Origin of the sequence: Actinoplanes sp. NPDC026619 (genome assembly GCF_040638295.1) — a bacterium.
Classification (GTDB): Bacteria; Actinomycetota; Actinomycetes; order Mycobacteriales; family Micromonosporaceae; genus Actinoplanes.
This window is the reverse complement of sequence record NZ_JBEZYA010000020.1, coordinates 86224-102894: the sequence shown is the minus strand read 5'-3', so window position 1 is coordinate 102894 and position 16671 is coordinate 86224. Positions and strand designations below refer to the sequence as shown.

The following is a 16671-nucleotide window of genomic DNA, read 5'->3' as shown; positions in this document are numbered from 1 at the left end:
CGTCACGCTCGCGGAAGCAAACCGGTAGCTCGCTGTGGCCGAATCGCGGGTGAGCAGTTGCCCTGGGTCCATCGTGACGGGAGCGCGCCATGCCGCAACGCCTTCGTGGCACATTGGACGGCCTGACCGACGACGAGAGCCGGTCGTTGCGGCCGATCGGCATGAGCGTGCGCGAGGCCGCCGCGCGCACCGGCGAGATCCTGGACCGGCTGGCCGGCACCCCGGGCGTGCGGGTCGACGCCGGGGTGCGGATCGCCAAGCGGGCGCCGAAGATCGGATTCGCCGTCAGCACCGCGTCGCACCTGCTGCTGGTCGAATCGGTGGCCTGGCCGTCCGGGGCGTACACCGTCCTGCCGGAGGGTGGCGTGCTCTGCGACGGCACCTACATCGGCCAGTCGGTGCAGCCGCTGCTCGGCGCGGTGCGGCGGCTGCGGCGCACGGTGCCGCGCCGCCGGATCGGCGCCCTGGTCGTGGTGCACCCCTCCGACGCGGGCGCGCCGTCGCTGCCGGCCTGGTCCCCGGGCGGGCCGGCCTGGCTGCCACCGGCCGAGGTCCGCACGCATGTGGCCCGCCGGCTGCTGCTCCGCCACCGCGAGAATACTTACTGTCTATATGACATGAACTGCTGGTAACCTTGCCCGTGTGCGCATCTGGCAGTCACTCGACCTCGTCGTCACCCTCGTCATCGCGCTCGTCGTGGGCGCCCTAGGCATGCTCGACCTGGCCGGCGCCTCGATCCTGTCCGGCGCCACCCTGGCCACCCTCGGCGTCCTCGCGGCCGGCGCCCTGCACTCCCGGCTGCAGGTGAGCGGCCTGGTCGAGCTCACCCGGCAGCACCTGGTGGAGACCCCGCCCGCGGACCGCCTGCTGCACTCCTCCACCTCGGGCATCGACGCCGACCTGGCCGGCGCCACCGCGATCGACATCGCCGGGGTCACCCTCAACCGGACCGTCCGCAACCACGCCGCCGGGCTGCGCGCGTGCCTGCGCCGCGGTGGCATCGTCCGGGTCGCGCTGATCGACCCGCAGGGCGCGGTGCTCGCCGAGGCGGCCCGGCGCAGCACCACACCGGACGCGGCCGAGATCTTCGCCCACCGGCTGCGGCCCACCCTCGACCTGCTCGACGACCTGGCCGCGGCCCCCGGCGCCGGCCGGCTCGAGGTGCGGCTGCTCGACTTCGTGCCGGCCTTCGGCCTGCTGTCCGCCAACGGCCACCTGCACGTGGACATCTACTCGCACACGTTCGGCGGCACCGAGCCGGCGCTGACCCTGCGCGCCGGCCGCGACCACACGTGGTACCAGCACTTCCGCGGCGAGTTCGACCAGATCTGGGCGGCCGGGCATCCACGATAGTTTGTGTCAATACGACAATTTCAGTACGCTCGCCGGATGATCGATCGGGAGCACACCTACCTCCGGCTCGCCGTCGACCTGGTGATCCTCACCGTGCGGGACGACTCGCTGCAGGTGCTGGTGATCACCCGGGCCAACGATCCGTTCCGCGGCCGGCCCGCCCTGCCCGGCGGCTTCCTGCGCAGCGACGAGGACATTCCCGACGCGGCGGTCCGCGAGCTCGCCGAGGAGACCGGCCTCGACGGACACCAACTGCATTTGGAGCAGCTTCAGGCGTACGGCGAACCCGGGCGCGACCCACGTGGCCGGGTGGTCAGTGTCGCCTTCCTCGCGATCATGCCGGACCTGCCCCTCCCGACCGCCGGGTCGGACGCGAGCAGCGCCGCCTGGGCGCCGGTCGACAAGGTCCGCGGCACGCTGTCCTTCGACCACGACCGGATCCTCGACGACGCCGTCGAGCGGGCCCGCACCCGCCTGGAGTTCACCACCCTGGCCACCACCTTCTGCGGGCCCGCCTTCACCATCGGCGACCTGCGCAAGGTGTACGAGGTGGTCTGGGGCCAGCGGCTCGACCCGCGCAACTTCAGCCGCAAGGTGATCAACACGCCCGGCTTCGTGGAGCAGACCGGCGATCGGCGGATTCCCGAGGTGGGCCGCCCGGCCGCCCTCTACCGGGCCGGCGCGGAGACGGCCCTGAACCCGCCGATCATGCGGGTGGCGGCCGCCGGCTGAGCCGCTTCGCATCGAGCGGCCTCGCATCGAGCGGCCTCGCATCGAGCGGAAGGAATCCGGAAGAACGCCGCGCGAGAATCCCTGGGCCGCCCGCTGGCTGGCGGGCCCGCGGGCGGCCCGGAGATCCGCGCGAGGAGTTCGTCTTTTGAAGAGCGAGACCGACATCCTGATCATCACCGCGATCAAGGAGGAGTACGAGGCCGTTCGGGGGGTGGCCGGCCTGTCGCCGTGGGTGGAGCACGAGACCGGCGGGACGACCCCGTACTCCACCACCGGTCTGCCGACCAGCACCGGCGAGACGCTGACCGTGGCGCTGGCCCGCCCGACCCGGATGGGCGGTCGCAGCACCAGCCCGATCACCGCGATCCTGACCGACCGGCTCCAGCCCGCCTGCCTCGCCATGTGCGGCGTCTGCGCGGGCAACCCCGGCGCCACCGCGCCCGGCGACGTCATCGTGGCCGCCCCGGCCTACGAGTGGGACGAGGGCAAACACACCAGCGAGTCCTTTCGCGCCGAGCCCCAGCAGTTCCCGCTGGAGAGCCGCTGGGTGCGCGCGGTGCAGGACTTCGACCCGTGGGGCCTGCCCAGCTACGGCGTCGCCACCGAACCGGAGGCGGCGGTCTGGTTCCTCGAACGGCTCCACCGGGGCCAGGACCCACGCAAGCATCCGGCCCGCGACCGCTACTTCACCCGGGCCAGCTGGGGTCCACGCCTGGCCAAGCTCACCTCGGACGGTCTCATCGAGGGGGGCGGCGCCGACCCGGTGCTGACCGACGACGGGCGCGACCACATCCAGCGGATTCTGTACGACGATTTCGACGGCCCCGACCGGCTGCCGTTCGCCGTGTTCGCCGGGGCGATGGCCAGCGGCAGCGCGGTGATGGCCGACCCGGAGATCTGGGACCGGCTCGGGCGCCGTCAGCGCGACACCCTGGCCCTCGACATGGAGGCGGCGACCGTCGCCACGATCGCCCACGAGCGGGAGATCCCGCACTGGCTGGTCGCCAAGGGCGTGATGGACCACGCCGACCGGGACAAGGACGACCGGTTCAAGGCGTTCGCCGCCCGGGCCTCCGCCGAGGTGCTCCTCGAACTGCTCGGCCGGCTGCTGACCACGTCACCCGCGCCGGACGGATCCGCCGCCCGGATCCCCGACGGGGTGCTGCACGAGATCGTCCGCCAGCTCACCTACTACTGGCCGGACCTGGCCGACGTCGTCGGGGTGCCCTCGTACGAGATGCGCCGGTTCCGCACCGGCGACGAACCGCACGAACTGTGGACCTGGCTGACGAACCGGCAACGGCTGCCGGAGCTGCCCGGCGCGCTGGACGAGATCGGCCGCTCCGACCTGGCGAGCCTGCTCCGCCCGTACGTCTAGATCCGGGCTTTGGTCATCACCTCCTCGTCGGTCAGTGGGCTGCTCGGGTGGTAGCTGAGGCACATGGGGGTGCTCATCCGGTGCGGCGGCTCGCCTTCGAGGGCGACATAGAACTCGCCGGCCGTCAGGTTGCCGATGTCCGGCACGTCGCCGCCCTTGACCCGGGCCATCGCGCGGGCGGCGTCGATCTGGATCTGCGCGGTCAGCTTGCCGAAGAAATGCGTCGAGGCGTTGCCGGAGACCCGGTTGTGCAGGCCCTTCGGCGCCTGGGTGGCGAAGACCAGCCCCAGGCCGTATTTGCGGGCCTGTGAGGCGAGCGCGAGCGTGCTCTGGGTGCACGCGGTCATCCTCTCCGAGGGTGCGTATTCCTGCGCCTCGTCGATGACCAGCAGGCCCAGCAGCGGACGATACCGCGCCGGATGCCGCTTGATCCAGGCGAACAGACTCATCTCCAATTGGTTGACGAACCCCTGCCGTGCCTCGGGCGAGGGCAGGCCGATGAGGCTGATGACCGAGATCCGTGCCTGCTTGCCCGGCGAGGGGGTCAGCAGCGTGCCGGGATCGGCCGGAGTTCCGTGGCCGCCGAACATCGGGTCGGTGTCCATCGAGGCGGTCAGCGTCTGCGCCAGGCCGGCGGCGATCTTCGCCGCGCCGTCGAGCTCGCTGACGCCGTCCGGCAGGTCGGCGAGCAACGCGATCAGCGCGCGCAGATCGCGGCCGCCCTGCCGGCCGAAGTGCTCGACCGCCCGGCGGAGCACGGCCAGCCCCAGGTGCGCGGTCCGGGTGCGGCCGTCGACCTTGGCGCGTGGCGCGAGTGCGGCCACCGCCGCGCCGACCGCTGCCTCGAACTCGTCAAGATCGTCGCGCACCGTCGCGAAGTCGGGCAGCGGCTGGAAACTCAACGGGCGACCGGACTCTCGCATCGGCGTCCAGGTCACCACCTCGGTCTGCGCCAGGTAGCGGGCCGCCCGTTCGGCGTCGCCGGGCCACCAGCCGGCCGGCGGCTCCGGCCATGGTTCACCGAACCGGGCCAGATCGTTGTTCGAGTCCAGAACGATCGCCGACACGCCTTGCAGCGCGCATTCCTCTACCAGGCGGCGAAGCATCACCGTCTTTCCCGAGCCGGAAGCCGCGAAGATGGCCGCGTGTTTGCGCAGCGACGCCAGCGGCAGTGGAACCGGGGCGTCGATGGTGGCCGGGTCCGGTTTTTCCGGCTCGGGGCGCAGGTCGTCGCCGGTCCACGTGTCGGCGTCGGCCAGTGCCTCCTTGAACAGCGTGATCTGCTCGGTCGGCCGATAGCGGACCAGCCACGCCTGCAGCTGCGCCGGGTTCTCGTCGCTCAGTTCGTGCAGCGCGGCCAGCACCCGCAGGTCCGCCTCGTCGACGGTGAGCGTCGTCCCGCCGTCCTCCTTGAGCTGCCGGATCACCTCCTGGGTCTTGCCCGACTGGCTCCAGTCGCCGTTGCGCAGCAGGAACAGCTTCCGCTTGGCGACCTCCGCGGTCAGGCCGGCCGCGGTCCGTGCTCGGCGGATCCGATGCAGCGCGGCCACCCCGTGGTGGGTGTCGCTGATCGCCCGGAACGACCAGTGCACCTGGTCGTCGGTCGAATCCTCCTCGGCGCGCTCGTCCAGGTCACGGCGGAGGCGGGCATGCAGGTCGGGTTTGGAGCTCGGCGGGGGGTCGATGCTGAACCGCTCGCCACGGTCGCCGCGCTCGACGATCCACGCCCGCAGGCCGGCCGCGAGCAGCGCCGGGAAGGTGGTGTCCTCGGTGTCATGTTCGAGCGGTGAGGTGACGTCGGCATTGCGCCGCAACTCCTCGAAACGCGCCTCGATCCGCATCAGCTCGTGGTCGGAGATCGCCGGCGCGGTCACCACCGGCGCCTTGGGCTCCCGGGCCTCGCTCGGCACGTCGCGCAGGTGGTGCAGCTCGCGGAGCTCCTCGTCGATCAGGCAGGCCCGGATGTGCCGGTCGATGATCATCAGCAGTCGCCGCGGGGTGATGCCCTTGACCTCGTCGAAGGCCGACTCCCGGACGGGCCAGGTCGGATAGGGCGGCATGATGCCGGCGGCGGCGAACCGGGGCGCGAACCGCTTCTCGACCAGCTCCCGGGCGAGCCGCGGCTCCCAGATGCCCTGAAGCGCGGGGCAGGTGCGGAACCGGTCCGAGAAGGACGCCGGCGATCGCTCCTCGATCAGATCCCAGGTCTGCTCGAGAGCGGCGACCACGGTCAGGGTGCGGCGCGTGGTGTCGCGCAGGTCGGTCAGGCCCGCCGCCAGGTCGACGACCATCATCGCGGTCCGCATGTTGCTCTCGGCCGGCGCGATCCTCGACCAGTCCTCCTGCACCGCTGCCTGCGCCATGACCAGGTCGAGCTGGTCGAACGCGATGACCGAGGGACCGGTCGCGGCCAGCAGGCGGGAGATTTCCCGCACCATTTCCTGGGCGGTGCGCTGCCGGTTGCGCATCCCCCACTTCTGCCGCTCCCCTGCGAACGTCTCCTCCATTCCGGCGAAGTAGTCGTCGGCGATGTCCTGATGCTCGTCGTTCGCCGAAGCGCGCAGGGCGAGCGCTCGCAGCGTGTCCCGGCAATCGTGGGCCAGGTGGGGGTCGGACTCCCGCAATCCGCCGACGAAGGTGTCGAGTGCGGCGCGGGTCAGTTCGGTCTCGCCGATCACCGCCCGGCGGTCGTTGCGCGGCGCGCCTATCCGCGAGGCCAGGCGGCGCAGGAGCAGCTGGAGCTGGGTCTCGTCGTCGGCCACCTCTCGGGCCAGGCCGTCCAGCAGGTAGACCAGCAGGCTCTCCCAGAAGTCACGGCCGCCGATCAGTCCGACCAGGAAGAAGTAACCGCCGCGGCTCTGCACCTGCTCCCGGACCCAGCCGAGCAGATGCGTCTTGCCGCTGCCGTTCCTGCCCTCCAGAACCAGCCCGATCGGGCTGGCGTCGACGCTGCCTGCGGCCTCGGCGATGCCGTCGTGCACATCGCGGACGACCGCCTCGTGCAGCCCGTCGACGTGGAACGGCGAGCGTCGCCACACGTCGTCCGGGGCCACCGCCCAGCCGAACCGGAGAGCCGCGAGCGCCGTGCGCTCCTCCGCCTTCATGGCCGGCCGATCGCCAGCTTGTGCCGGTCCTCGCCATCGACGTGGACGGCGGCGGCTCGCTGCGCCGCACCGATTCTGCTCCGGAGCGGGTCCGGCTCCAGCCGCGCCTGGCGGGCCTCGAACATCATCACCAGCGCCTTGTCGAGCACTTCCTTGGACACGTCGCGGAAGTAGGTCCGCAGGGCGACGAGATCGACCCAGGCGCCGTTCGAGCCGGCGAGCTTCAAGTAGGCGCCCCGGATGCGGCCCTCGAGATCGGCAGGATCCTCGGCCACCGGCTCAACTACCGGCTCGGCCACCGGCTCGGCCTTGCTCCCGCCGGCCTGCAGACTCAGGATCAGCTTCTGCTGCGCGACCGTGGACGCCCAGAACAGCTGCTTCTCTCCACGCGAGCGCTTCTCCCCCTCCTCGGCCAGGCTCGCGTCGATCGGCAGCGCACCGGTCAAAGCCTTGCGACCCTTCGCGGTGATCGCGTGCCGATAGGGGCGGCGTTTGGTGTCCGAGGCCACCCACCCGTCCGAGTTCAGCTTCTCGTAGGTCGGGCTCACCAACCTGACCTTGTAGAGCTCGTCCATCTCGGTGTTGGAGAGCTCGCGATCCTCGGCTTGCAAAATGATCAGATAGGCGTATTCGGCGGGAACCGGCGGTTCGGCGATCATCAGGAGGTCCTTTCCACGTACCTACATGAGGGGGTGTCCGTCGGCGTCGAGGCCGAATGCGCGCAGCCCGATCAGGCGCCAGTGGTCGAGGGCGGTGTAGAGGGCGATCAACCGCTCGGCCGCGCCGGTGGTGCCCGCGTTCAGTTCGATCAGCAGGTTCTCCTCGTCGCGGAGCTCGAACAGCAGCGTGCAGAGCTCCATCGCCGCCTCGGCCCGGCCCTCGTCGACCGCCGCCCGCAGCTCGCCGATCTGGTATCTCGCCTGCTCGTGCCGGGCCTGCACGCGGTGCATCTTGGAGAGCCGCAGCTCGGCGGCGCTGTCACCGGCCTCGGCGCGGGCGCGCAGGAGGTCCGTCTCGCCCCAGGCGGCGTACAGGTCGGCGAGGGCCTCCGCGGCGCGGCGTTCGCCCCGGCCGGCGCGGTCGCGGATCTCGCCGAGGCAGCCGCGGTCGACCAGCAGGTCGACGAGGCGTTCGGCGGCGATCGCGCTGCCGGCGTCCGCCTCGCGGCGCAGCTCGTCGCGGACGCCGCCGTCGCACAGGAGGTCGGCGACCGCGGCCGGTATTCCCGGGTCGCGGGAGCGCGCCGGCGGCCGGATCTCGTCCACCCGTTGCCACAGCGTCTGGACGTCGGCCAGCTTCCGGACGGTCACCCGGTCCTTCGGGTCGGCGGTGACCCGGTGCCGGAGGACCTCGACGGCGTGCTCCAGCCGGTCCTGCCGTACCAGCAGATCGGCCAGCTGGACCGCGGCCCGGCTGTCGCCGAACTCCTCGGCCAGCCGGGTGAGCGCGCCCTCGGCATAGACGTAACGGAGCCGCGCGGTGGCGCTGCTCGCGAGCCGCCGCAGATCTTCCGGGCGCCGCAGCTGGGTGACCAGAGCCTGCCAGGACTCGTGCGGCAGGGGCTCGCTGCGCCGCTCACGCCGCACGTGCTGGGCGAGGTAGTCGGCGATCGTGTAACCGGCCAGGGTGCCGGCTCGGCCGTCGTCGACGGGGTAGAGGGGCGACACGTCGCCGTGCACCGGCCGGGTGGCGTGCGGCAGCGCCTGCGACAACCAGTAGGCGGCCGAAGGCACCCGATATTGCGGGCGGAGGTAGCCGAACATGGCGCCGGTCAGCAGCTCGGCGCTCAACGGCGCCTGCACGCCGAGCCGGTGCGCGTCGGCCGCGGCGGTGAGCATCGCTTTCGCGTACGCGTTGGCGGGCTGCTCCCAGCACATCACCAGCCGGGGCCCGCCCGCGAGCACCTGGGTCATGCCGTCGTCGCGCGTCTTGAGAGCGTCCCGGATGCGGTTGTCCTGCTCCGCGATGACCTCCGCGGCCGACCGCTCGATCCGGTCGAGCGACTCCGGGACCGAGATCAGGACGGCGCTCTTCATCAGCTGGTTGACGTCGTCGCGACCGGCGGTCCACTTCGCGTACTGATCCGGCCACAGCGTGCCGACCACCAGGTTGCCGTGCCGCACCAGGGCGCGGACGCACTCGGCGGTCAGCGGTGGGTGGCCGCCCAGGTATTGCTGGAGCTCGTCGAGCCAGAACACGGTCGTGCGCGGCGGCGCGTTGCGCATGCCGAGCAGGTCGGTCGCCTCGGCCGGCTGCACCAGCCACCAGTCGGGCACGAGCTCGTAGATCGCCTCGTACAGCGATCGGGTCTTGCCGGTCGAGGAGCCGCCCACCATGACGACGAAGTTGCCGCGCTCCGGCAGATCGCCGGTCAGCGCGGCGCGCAGTTGGAAATCGAAACTGCGCTCCACATAGGTCGGCAAATCATAATCGCCGCCGGCCACCGGAACAGCACTGTGAATTCCTAATTCCCGGGGAGTGGCCGCGCCGACCCGCGGACGATCCGGAATGCTTTCCAATTTTCGCCCCCACCATCGCCTGCCCCAAGGAGAAAATTGACTCGCTCCGACGATGGACGGAAGGCTACAACACCATCGGAGAAGATCGCCATAAGTGAATTAGAGCAATTCCAAGAAGGCAATTCGATCGATTCTTCCGGGCTGTTCTACCGTTTTCCTACCCGCGCTGGTCGGTCTGCCGGCGGGCGCCCGGCGCTCGATGACATTCCGTCCCGGTCTTGACCTTCCGCGGCCGCGTGGCTTCCCATGACTAAGGGGAGGCGTGCGATGACAATAGGTGATGAGGCGGGATCGATGACGCCCCGGGCGGTGCTGTTCGATCTGGACGGGACATTGCTCGACAGCAATCCGTACTGGCACCGGGCCTGGCTCGCCCTGACCGAACAGCGGGCGGCACACCTGCCGGACGGCGCACTGGACGGTCTGACCGGCCTCGCCACCCCGGTGGCGGTGGCCACCGTCCACCAGCGGCTGAGCTGGCAGGCGGACGTGACCGCGGACGTGGCCTGGCTGGAGGCGAACGTGGGCGCGGCCCTGCGCCGGCACACCACCTGGCTGCCCGGGGCGCTGGAACTGGTGCGGGACGTCCGGGCCGCGGGCCTGACCACCGGCCTGGTGACGAGCAGCAGCCAGGACCTGGTGGACAGTGTCCTGAATGGTCGCCGGCATCTGTTCGACGTGGTGGTCAGCGGGGACGACGTCATCGAGGACGAACGGAAACCGGACCCGGCGCCCTATCTGCTGGCCGCGCGCCGGCTCGGGCTGCGGCCGGCCGACTGCATCGCCGTGGAGGACTCGGCGACCGGCGTGGCCAGCGCGACCGCGGCCGGCTGCCCGGTGGTCCACCTCGGACACACCGGCCCGGACTGCTGCACCGCGGTCCTGCCCGCGCCGGACCTGGCCCGCCTGGACGTCGACACCCTCCGCGGCGCGGTCGCCTGACGGGCCACCTCGTGCGCCCGGTCGCGCGGCCCACCGCCCGCGAAAAGTCAGTCGTCGACGCGGAAGCCGATCTTCAGCCGGACCTGGTAATAGGCAACGTCGCCGTCGACCACCTGGCCACGGATCTCCTGCGTCTCGAACCACTCGATATTGCGTACGCTCTGGGCCGCCTTCTGAATGCCGGTCCGGATCGCATCGTCGACGCTGGTGGGGCTGCTGCCCACGATCTCGCTGAGCCGATAAACATGATTGGTCATGCCGCCTCCTCTGGCTTCGAACGCGTCTCGCACGTTACGCCCTCGCCGGCGGTTGAGGTCTTTTTGCCGGAATAAGCCCGACGGCAGGCACCGATGGTCGGCTGGGGCCGATGAAAGCCTGCTCGCGAGGCCGCCGCCGAGGCGCTCGGCGCGCGCCACATCAAGGTCGCGCCCGACGTCACGTCGAGATCCTCTCCGACACCCATCGGGCGTCCCCGGTCGGGCCGGCGGCCGCGGACGCTTTTCGCACCGCTCGGCGGCAACTGGAGCGCTCTTTTCGGAGTAGCGTCAGCCGCACGTGTGTGACGGGAAGGCACGGCTATGCGGGCATGACAGCGAACGGCGGCGTGGACGGGCACCGGGCCGCGGTCCGGAGTCTGATCGACCGGCAGCCCGATCACCCGGATCTGCTGCGGCGGCTCTGCCTCGCCGCGGTCGATGCGTTCGCCGCCTGCGGGTGCGGCATCAGCGTGATGACCGCCGACGGGACCCAGGGCATCTCCGCCACCTCCGACCCGGTGAGCAAACGCGTGGCCGAACTGCAGTTCTTCCTGGGCGAGGGGCCGTGCATCGAGGCCTACGCCGCCGGCCGGCCGGTGCTCATCGCCGACCTGTCCGACGCGGTGGCCCGCCGATGGCCGGTCTATGCGCCGGCCGCCCGGGGCGACGGTGTCCGCGCCGTCCTCGCGTTTCCGCTGCAGATCGGCGCCGCCCGGCTCGGCGCTGCGCGACATGCAGGAGGACCGGATCACCCGGGAGGGTGCCGGCGCCTCGATCCTCGATCCTCGATCTCGGGCACCGGGCCGAGTTGTCCCAGGCCCAGGGGATGGTAATGGTGCAGCTCCGGTATCCATCGGGGAAGCTTTGGTGCGGATGCGGGCGCACGCCTACGCCGAGAACCGCCGCCTCGAGGACATCGCACGCGACGTCGTCAGCCGCCGCCTCCGCTTGGACGGTAACAATGAGCAATCCGTCGTCATTTTCGGCTACCAGGAGGCAGAGCATGGGCACCGTTTCGGCTGAACGGCTGGCCACGATCTTCGTGGAGGCCGCCGACACCCTGGTCGACGAGTTCGATCTGCTCGAATTCCTGCACATGCTCGCCGACCGGGCCAACAGCCTGGTCGGCGCGGCCGCAACCGGGCTGATGCTCACCGACGAACGGGGGCGACTGCAGTTCATGGCGGGCTCCGACGAGAACGTCCGCCTGGTCGAGCTGTTTCAGCTGCAGAACGACGAGGGACCGTGTCTCGAGGCCTTCCACACCGGCCGGGCGATGATCAACGTCGACCTCGCGTCCGCGACGGACCGGTGGCCTCACTTCGCGCCCCGGGCCGCGCGGGCCGGCTTCCGGTCGGTGCACGCGTTTCCGTTGCGGCTGCGGCAGCGGGTGATCGGTGCGCTCAATGTGTTCGGCGCCACCACGGGCGGGAACTTCGACGACTCGGACGTGAAGATCATGCAGGCTCTCGCCGACGTGGCGACCATCGGCCTGATGCAGGAACGCACGATCCGCCGCGGCGCGGTCCTGACCGAGCAGCTGCAGCTGGCGTTGAACAGCCGGATCATCATCGAGCAGGCCAAGGGCGCAATTGCCCAGGTCCACGGGGTCAGCGTCGATGAGGCGTTCCGCCGGATCCGGGCGTACTCCCGGAACAACAACCGGCGACTCACCGATGTCGCCGAGACGATCGTGACCGATCTGGACGCTCTGCCCGGCCTGATCCGGCCCTGAGACCGGCCGGTGCAACTTGCCATCGCGTGATCCCCGTGAAGACTGACGGAACGACGTGGCTCAGGACCCCGGTCACCCTCATGTGATCGGAGTCCCGATGCGGACGCCTCTGGAGCAGTGCGGTTGCGCGGCAGCGCCGTCATGACCGACGAGCCGGATGAGCCAATCGCCTCGGTGGAGAGCGTCGGCGTGGCATTGCTCTCGCTCGCCGACACACTCGGTGACGACTTTCGTCTCCCCGACTTCCTTCACCAGCTCACCACGTACTCCGTGGATCTGCTCCATGCCACCGGCGCGGGAGTGATGCTCGCCGGCGCCGATGGCGGTCTGCGTCTGATGGCCGCCTCGAGCGAGGAGACCCGGCGGCTCGAGATGATCGAACTGGACAATGACTACGGGCCGTGCGTGGATGCCTATCGTCATGGCCACGTCATCACCCATCACCGCTTCGACCCGGGCGAACCCCGGTGGGCCGACCTGGTGGAGCCGGCGCAGACTGCTGGTTTCGGCAGCTCACACGCCATCACGATGCGCCATGGTGTAAATGTGATCGGGGTGCTCAACCTGTTCTGCCCCACCGACGAGCCGCTGGCCTACGGCGGGCAGCGGCTCGGCCGGATGCTGGCCGACGTCGCCACCGTGGGCCTGCTACAACGCCGGGCGCTGACCAGCCAGCGCGACCAGGCCGGTCGGCTCCAGCATGCGCTCACCTCCCGGGTCATCATCGAGCAGGCCAAGGGTCTGCTCGCCGAGCGGCACGACATCGCACCGGACGAGGCTTTTCGCCGGCTGCGTCAGCACGCCCGGAACACCAACCAAATACTCGCCACGCTGGCCCGGGACGTCGTCGACGGACTGGCCTCCCTGCCTCCGGATCGCCGGCGCCCCTGACGCCCGTTCGGAGCGCTCCTACTGCCGGTGAGGAAATCCGACAGGCGTGTCGCCGGCTCACCAGGCGTACGATCCGCATGTCGCTCGGGACCCCGGTGGCGTAGTGCCCGCTCGTTGCGGAGTCGCTCGCCGGAGGTCGAGCATCCCCCATCCCGGCAGCCGCACCGACCCCTCGCCAGCTCTTGCCCGGAGGCAGGCCGGACGAGGAACTGTGCTCTTGGAACGGCGTCGTGCAGCGCCTGCAGCGGGCCGGCTTCCCGGTCCGGGTGCCGCCCAACCCGCTTCGTGGCCTGGCCGGTGACGCCGCCACCATCGCCGGTTTCCTGTCCACCGTCGACGGGCCGGTCATCCTGGTCGGTCACTCCTACGGCGGCGCCGTCATCACGAACGCCGCCAACGGCAACATCAACGTCAACGCCCTGGTGTACGTGGATGCCTTCGCCCCGGACACCGGCGAATCGGTCTTCCCGCTCAGCGGCGCCGACTCCGCCCTGGCGGTGGATCCGGCCACCGTGTTCGACTTCGTGCCCTACCCGGAGCGCCGGCCGGCGACGTCGACCTCTATCTGAAGCGCAGCACCTTCCTGACCTCGTTCGCCACCGGCGGTGCCGGCCGGCACCGCCGCACTGCTCTACGCCGCGCAACGCCCGCTCGCGCTGAGTGCGGGCACCAGCCGTCCGGCCCGCCCGCCTGGAAGACGATCCCGTCGTGGTACCTGGTCGGCACCCAGGACAAGATCATCACGCCGGCCCAGCAACGGTTCATGGCCCAGCGTGCCGGCGCCCGCACGGTGCAGGTCCGCGCCGGGCACCTCTGTCCCTGGTCTCGCACCCGGACAAGGTCGCCGACCTCATCACTCAGGCCGCACACACCACCGCCTGACCCGGTCACCCGGACGGTCCGTCGTCCAATGACGTCCGGCAGGCGGCCCGGGCCGAGGACGTGCACCGGAGTCAGAGGCAGATCGACATAGTCGCAGCATCCGTCTATCCGCTACCCGTCGACGCGGCCTGAACTGCCGGCGTCATGGCAGGCGTAGAGTCTGAGGTGCCGCTCCGGACTTTGGTGGCCATAGTCCGCGGCCGGCGGGCGATCTCAACAGAGAGAGCGGACCATGATCATTTCAAAGGCTGCCGTGCTTGCCGTTCTTCGGGAGCGTGGCCAGAATGCCCGGGCCGACTTCGTCGACCGGGAACTGCCCGACCAGATCAACACCACCAAGCACGGCGGCTTGCTGACCACTCTCCAGCTGAACCTGGCCGAGTTGACCGACAGCAGCAGCGCTCAGTAACAGCCGACCGGCCCGCACGGCCGTCCCGCGGGCCGGTTCCCCCTGGGACCGACCCACAGGACGAGCCGCACGACCGAGAAAAGATCAGGCGGCGTCCATGACCTGGACGTCGTGCAGCGCTCCGGCCATCATGTGCAGCCGTTGCGCCGGCACGTAGAGGCGCAGCAGCGGGAACTCGTCCAGTTCCTCGCGCGTCATGTGCTCCAGCAGCGCCCGGCACAGAGCGGCGAACCCTCGCTCGAATCCCGGACTTGCGTTACCGAGTTCCTGCAGGCCGCCGAAGGACCGCTCGATGGCGTTCTCCTCGGCCATGCGCGCCAGGCCGATCATGTTGCCGGCGGCACTGCTGTCCCGGGTGGCCGGGTGGACGACAGCTTGTTCGCTGCGCTCGTGCACGCTGACCAGCTGGAACAGCTCGCCGATGCGCCGGGCTTTCTGGTCGCCGCGGGACCGTTCGACGCCGGCACACCGGGACCGCATCTCATCGTGCTGCTCGCGCAGGACGTCGACGACGTCGCGGGAATCCATCACGACTTCCAGTCGGCGGCTTCATGGCCGGCGGCTTCATGGCCGGCGGCTTCATGGCCGGCGGCTTCATGGCCGGCGGCGGTTGAACTGATGCGTTTGGACGATCTCATGATCGGACCTTCGGGGCTCAGCACGGCGCCGGGGTCTAGGGCATCGGCTCGGATGCTACTCCCCCGGGCGGGGAGGCCTCGGCCTCGTGCTGCGGCTCTTCCTCGGCCAGGTCGGCCGGATCACCGGTCGTGCTCGTCGCGGTGAGCGCCGCCGCGAACAGGACCATCTGGTTGATCGCGTTCAGGAAGACGAGCAGTCCGACCGAGCCGGCGACGAGCTGATAGGTCGGGTTGGCCTGGGTGTGCTGCACGTACAGCCGGCCGATCGTCTTGAGCAGTTCCAGCCCCAGTGCCACCAGCACCGCCGGGCCCAGCAGGCGGCGCCAGTGCATCCGCACCCGCGGCAGCCCGGTCAGCGCACCGCAGGCGATGACCGTGTTCACGCCCAGGCCGACCAGAAGCCCGATCGCGCTGAACAACCACCGGGAGAGCGAGCCGTCCGTGTTCGCCGCGACCACGTGGTTGGCGGCCTGGGTGGTCGCGTAGGCCACCGCCAGCGAGGCGGCCAGCAGCAGCCCGAGTCCGGCCAGCACGAGGAGATCCACCAGCACCCGGATGACGAGTTTGCCGGGGTATTCGGGCAGCTGCCAGATCCGGCGGATCGACGAACGCAACGCGTCGACCCAGAACCATCCGGTGATCGGCAGGCCGATGAACGCGACGACGCCGACGGCGCCCCGGGCGTTGCGCAACGCCTGCACATCGAGACGGGGCAGATCCTCGGCGACGTAGCGCTCGACCGAACGCAGAACGGCCGGGTCGTCCAGCACGAAACCGAAGATCGAGACGCCCAGCAGTCCCAGCGCGAACGAGGCGAAGAACGCGTAGTAGGTGACCGCGGCAGCGAGCCGGCCGCCGTCCGCCTGGTCGTAGCGCACCCCCGCCCGGATCAGATGATCCAGCCACCGGACGCGGCGACGCAGCAGCCGCCACGATGCCACGACCCACCGCACTGAACGCCGAGCCGCCACGCATCGAGGGATACCCCCGCGGAGCATTCCGAACCGGCGGGATCAACGCACGGTGGCCCACACGACCTTGCCGTCCGGCGTCGGCATGGCGCCCCAGGCGGCGGCGACCGTGTGCACCAGCCGCAGGCCCCGTCCTCGTTCGGGGAGCGCGGCCGGCGCACTGCTGAGCTCCTGCGGGAACTTGCGGACGCAGTCGTGCACCGCCACGTGCAGTCGATTTCCGCTGTGTGACACGGTGACGATGAGGTCGGTGCGGGCGTGTTCCACCGCGTTGGTGGCCAGCTCGGACACGACCAGCCAGGTGTTGTCCAGCAGCTCCGGCCGTTGCCACGCCTCGCATGCCTGGGTGACCAGGGCGCGGGCGGCCCGGACGGACGCCGCCTGCGGCGCCAGCTGCGCCTGCAGCCGGTCGGCGCGCGACATCCGGTCGGCGATCGCCGTGCGCGCCTCGGGCAGGGTGGCGAAGACACGCGGTTGCGGTCCTTGCCGATGCCGCAGGCGCTGACTCAGCGCGCTCGTGGGGGGCAGGCAGAACATCAGGTGGGCCGGCGGATTGTCCAGCCGGGCCTGCCGCCACAGCGCCAGCCAGAACGACAGGCTGAACCCGTGCGGATCCACCAGTTCGTGCAGATCGATGATGATCGAGGCGGATGGGCCGGCCAGGCACATGCTCAGGGCGGCGGACACTTCCTCGCCCAGTTGCGCCGACCACTGGCCGTGCGGCGCCACCTCGACCACCGCCATGCCGGCGTCGCCGACGACCGCCACTCCGACGCCGGGCCGGCCGATAACTGCGGTGAGCAGGTACGGGGGCTGCACCGCCATGGTCACAGCGAAACACCTGGCCGCACGATCGAAGA

The 16671-nt window shown here is 70.6% G+C and carries 19 protein-coding genes; 12 read left to right on the top strand and 7 right to left on the bottom strand.

Going from position 1 to position 16671, the window contains the following annotated elements; translation table 11 throughout:
* Positions 1–89: 89 nt before the first annotated feature.
* The 4 genes from AB0E90_RS35330 to AB0E90_RS35315 all read left to right on the top strand — a co-directional run bounded on the left by AB0E90_RS35330 (position 90) and on the right by AB0E90_RS35315 (position 3463).
* Positions 90–632: a hypothetical protein gene (locus tag AB0E90_RS35330; protein ID WP_360415666.1), complete on the top strand. Its 543-nt coding sequence runs from the start codon at positions 90–92 to the stop codon at positions 630–632.
* A gap of 10 nt (positions 633–642) precedes the next feature.
* Entirely contained in the window at positions 643–1353 is a 711-nt protein-coding gene (locus AB0E90_RS35325) for a hypothetical protein (protein ID WP_360415664.1), read from the top strand.
* Positions 1354–1389: 36 nt separating this feature from the next.
* On the top strand, positions 1390–2085 hold the full coding sequence (locus AB0E90_RS35320; protein WP_360415662.1) for an NUDIX domain-containing protein: 696 nt from the start codon (positions 1390–1392) through the stop codon (positions 2083–2085).
* Between the two features lie 145 nt (positions 2086–2230).
* On the top strand, positions 2231–3463 hold the full coding sequence (locus tag AB0E90_RS35315) for a hypothetical protein (protein ID WP_360415660.1): 1233 nt from the start codon (positions 2231–2233) through the stop codon (positions 3461–3463).
* Here the strand turns inward: AB0E90_RS35315 and AB0E90_RS35310 are convergent.
* Genes AB0E90_RS35310 through AB0E90_RS35300 form a run of 3 tightly spaced genes read right to left on the bottom strand, consistent with a single transcriptional unit; the run spans position 3460 to position 8978 of the window.
* Positions 3460–6567: a DUF87 domain-containing protein gene (locus tag AB0E90_RS35310; RefSeq protein WP_360415658.1), complete on the bottom strand. Its 3108-nt coding sequence runs from the start codon at positions 6565–6567 to the stop codon at positions 3460–3462. The two genes, AB0E90_RS35315 and AB0E90_RS35310, sit on opposite strands and share 4 nt — an antisense overlap.
* A complete protein-coding gene (locus AB0E90_RS35305; RefSeq protein ID WP_360415656.1) occupies positions 6564–7226 on the bottom strand; it encodes a hypothetical protein in 663 nt (220 codons plus the stop codon). Before AB0E90_RS35305 ends, AB0E90_RS35310 begins: the two co-directional genes overlap by 4 nt.
* A gap of 21 nt (positions 7227–7247) precedes the next feature.
* Positions 7248–8978, bottom strand: a complete 1731-nt coding sequence (locus AB0E90_RS35300) for a hypothetical protein (protein ID WP_360415654.1) — start codon at positions 8976–8978, stop codon at positions 7248–7250.
* 375 nt (positions 8979–9353) lie between these two features.
* Between AB0E90_RS35300 and AB0E90_RS35295 the strand changes: the two genes are divergently transcribed.
* The gene (locus AB0E90_RS35295) at positions 9354–10028 is read left to right on the top strand and encodes an HAD family hydrolase (RefSeq protein WP_360415652.1); all 675 of its coding nucleotides are present in this window, start codon (positions 9354–9356) and stop codon (positions 10026–10028) included.
* 47 nt (positions 10029–10075) lie between these two features.
* On the opposite strand, the gene AB0E90_RS35290 is transcribed toward AB0E90_RS35295, so the two are convergent.
* Positions 10076–10285, bottom strand: coding sequence for a dodecin (locus AB0E90_RS35290; protein ID WP_360415650.1), 210 nt, complete (start codon positions 10283–10285; stop codon positions 10076–10078).
* 329 nt (positions 10286–10614) lie between these two features.
* On the opposite strand from AB0E90_RS35290, the gene AB0E90_RS35285 reads away from it, so the two are divergent.
* From AB0E90_RS35285 to AB0E90_RS35255, 7 genes are all read left to right on the top strand, one after another.
* Positions 10615–11118, top strand: a complete 504-nt coding sequence (locus AB0E90_RS35285) for a GAF domain-containing protein (protein ID WP_360415648.1) — start codon at positions 10615–10617, stop codon at positions 11116–11118.
* A gap of 34 nt (positions 11119–11152) precedes the next feature.
* Positions 11153–11308 carry a hypothetical protein gene (locus AB0E90_RS35280; RefSeq protein ID WP_360415646.1) on the top strand — a complete coding sequence of 52 codons (156 nt, stop codon included), beginning with the start codon at positions 11153–11155 and terminating at the stop codon, positions 11306–11308.
* Entirely contained in the window at positions 11289–12020 is a 732-nt protein-coding gene (locus AB0E90_RS35275) for a GAF and ANTAR domain-containing protein (RefSeq protein WP_360415644.1), read from the top strand. The genes AB0E90_RS35280 and AB0E90_RS35275 overlap by 20 nt, the downstream gene beginning before the upstream one ends.
* A 141-nt stretch (positions 12021–12161) precedes the next feature.
* Positions 12162–12911: a GAF and ANTAR domain-containing protein gene (locus tag AB0E90_RS35270; RefSeq protein WP_360415642.1), complete on the top strand. Its 750-nt coding sequence runs from the start codon at positions 12162–12164 to the stop codon at positions 12909–12911.
* Positions 12912–13141: 230 nt separating this feature from the next.
* Positions 13142–13480, top strand: coding sequence for an alpha/beta hydrolase (locus tag AB0E90_RS35265; RefSeq protein WP_360415640.1), 339 nt, complete (start codon positions 13142–13144; stop codon positions 13478–13480).
* A complete protein-coding gene (locus AB0E90_RS35260) occupies positions 13369–13884 on the top strand; it encodes an alpha/beta hydrolase (protein ID WP_360415881.1) in 516 nt (171 codons plus the stop codon). The genes AB0E90_RS35265 and AB0E90_RS35260 overlap by 112 nt, the downstream gene beginning before the upstream one ends.
* Before the next feature lie 141 nt (positions 13885–14025).
* Positions 14026–14202, top strand: coding sequence for a hypothetical protein (locus tag AB0E90_RS35255; RefSeq protein WP_360415638.1), 177 nt, complete (start codon positions 14026–14028; stop codon positions 14200–14202).
* Positions 14203–14286: 84 nt separating this feature from the next.
* Here AB0E90_RS35255 and AB0E90_RS35250 read toward each other — a convergent pair whose 3' ends face one another.
* The 3 genes from AB0E90_RS35250 to AB0E90_RS35240 form a co-directional block, all read right to left on the bottom strand.
* A complete protein-coding gene (locus AB0E90_RS35250) occupies positions 14287–14730 on the bottom strand; it encodes a hemerythrin domain-containing protein (RefSeq protein WP_360415636.1) in 444 nt (147 codons plus the stop codon).
* Between the two features lie 145 nt (positions 14731–14875).
* Positions 14876–15781 carry a YhjD/YihY/BrkB family envelope integrity protein gene (locus AB0E90_RS35245; RefSeq protein WP_360415634.1) on the bottom strand — a complete coding sequence of 302 codons (906 nt, stop codon included), beginning with the start codon at positions 15779–15781 and terminating at the stop codon, positions 14876–14878.
* A gap of 72 nt (positions 15782–15853) precedes the next feature.
* Positions 15854–16636 carry an ATP-binding protein gene (locus AB0E90_RS35240; RefSeq protein ID WP_360415632.1) on the bottom strand — a complete coding sequence of 261 codons (783 nt, stop codon included), beginning with the start codon at positions 16634–16636 and terminating at the stop codon, positions 15854–15856.
* Positions 16637–16671: the final 35 nt, after the last annotated feature.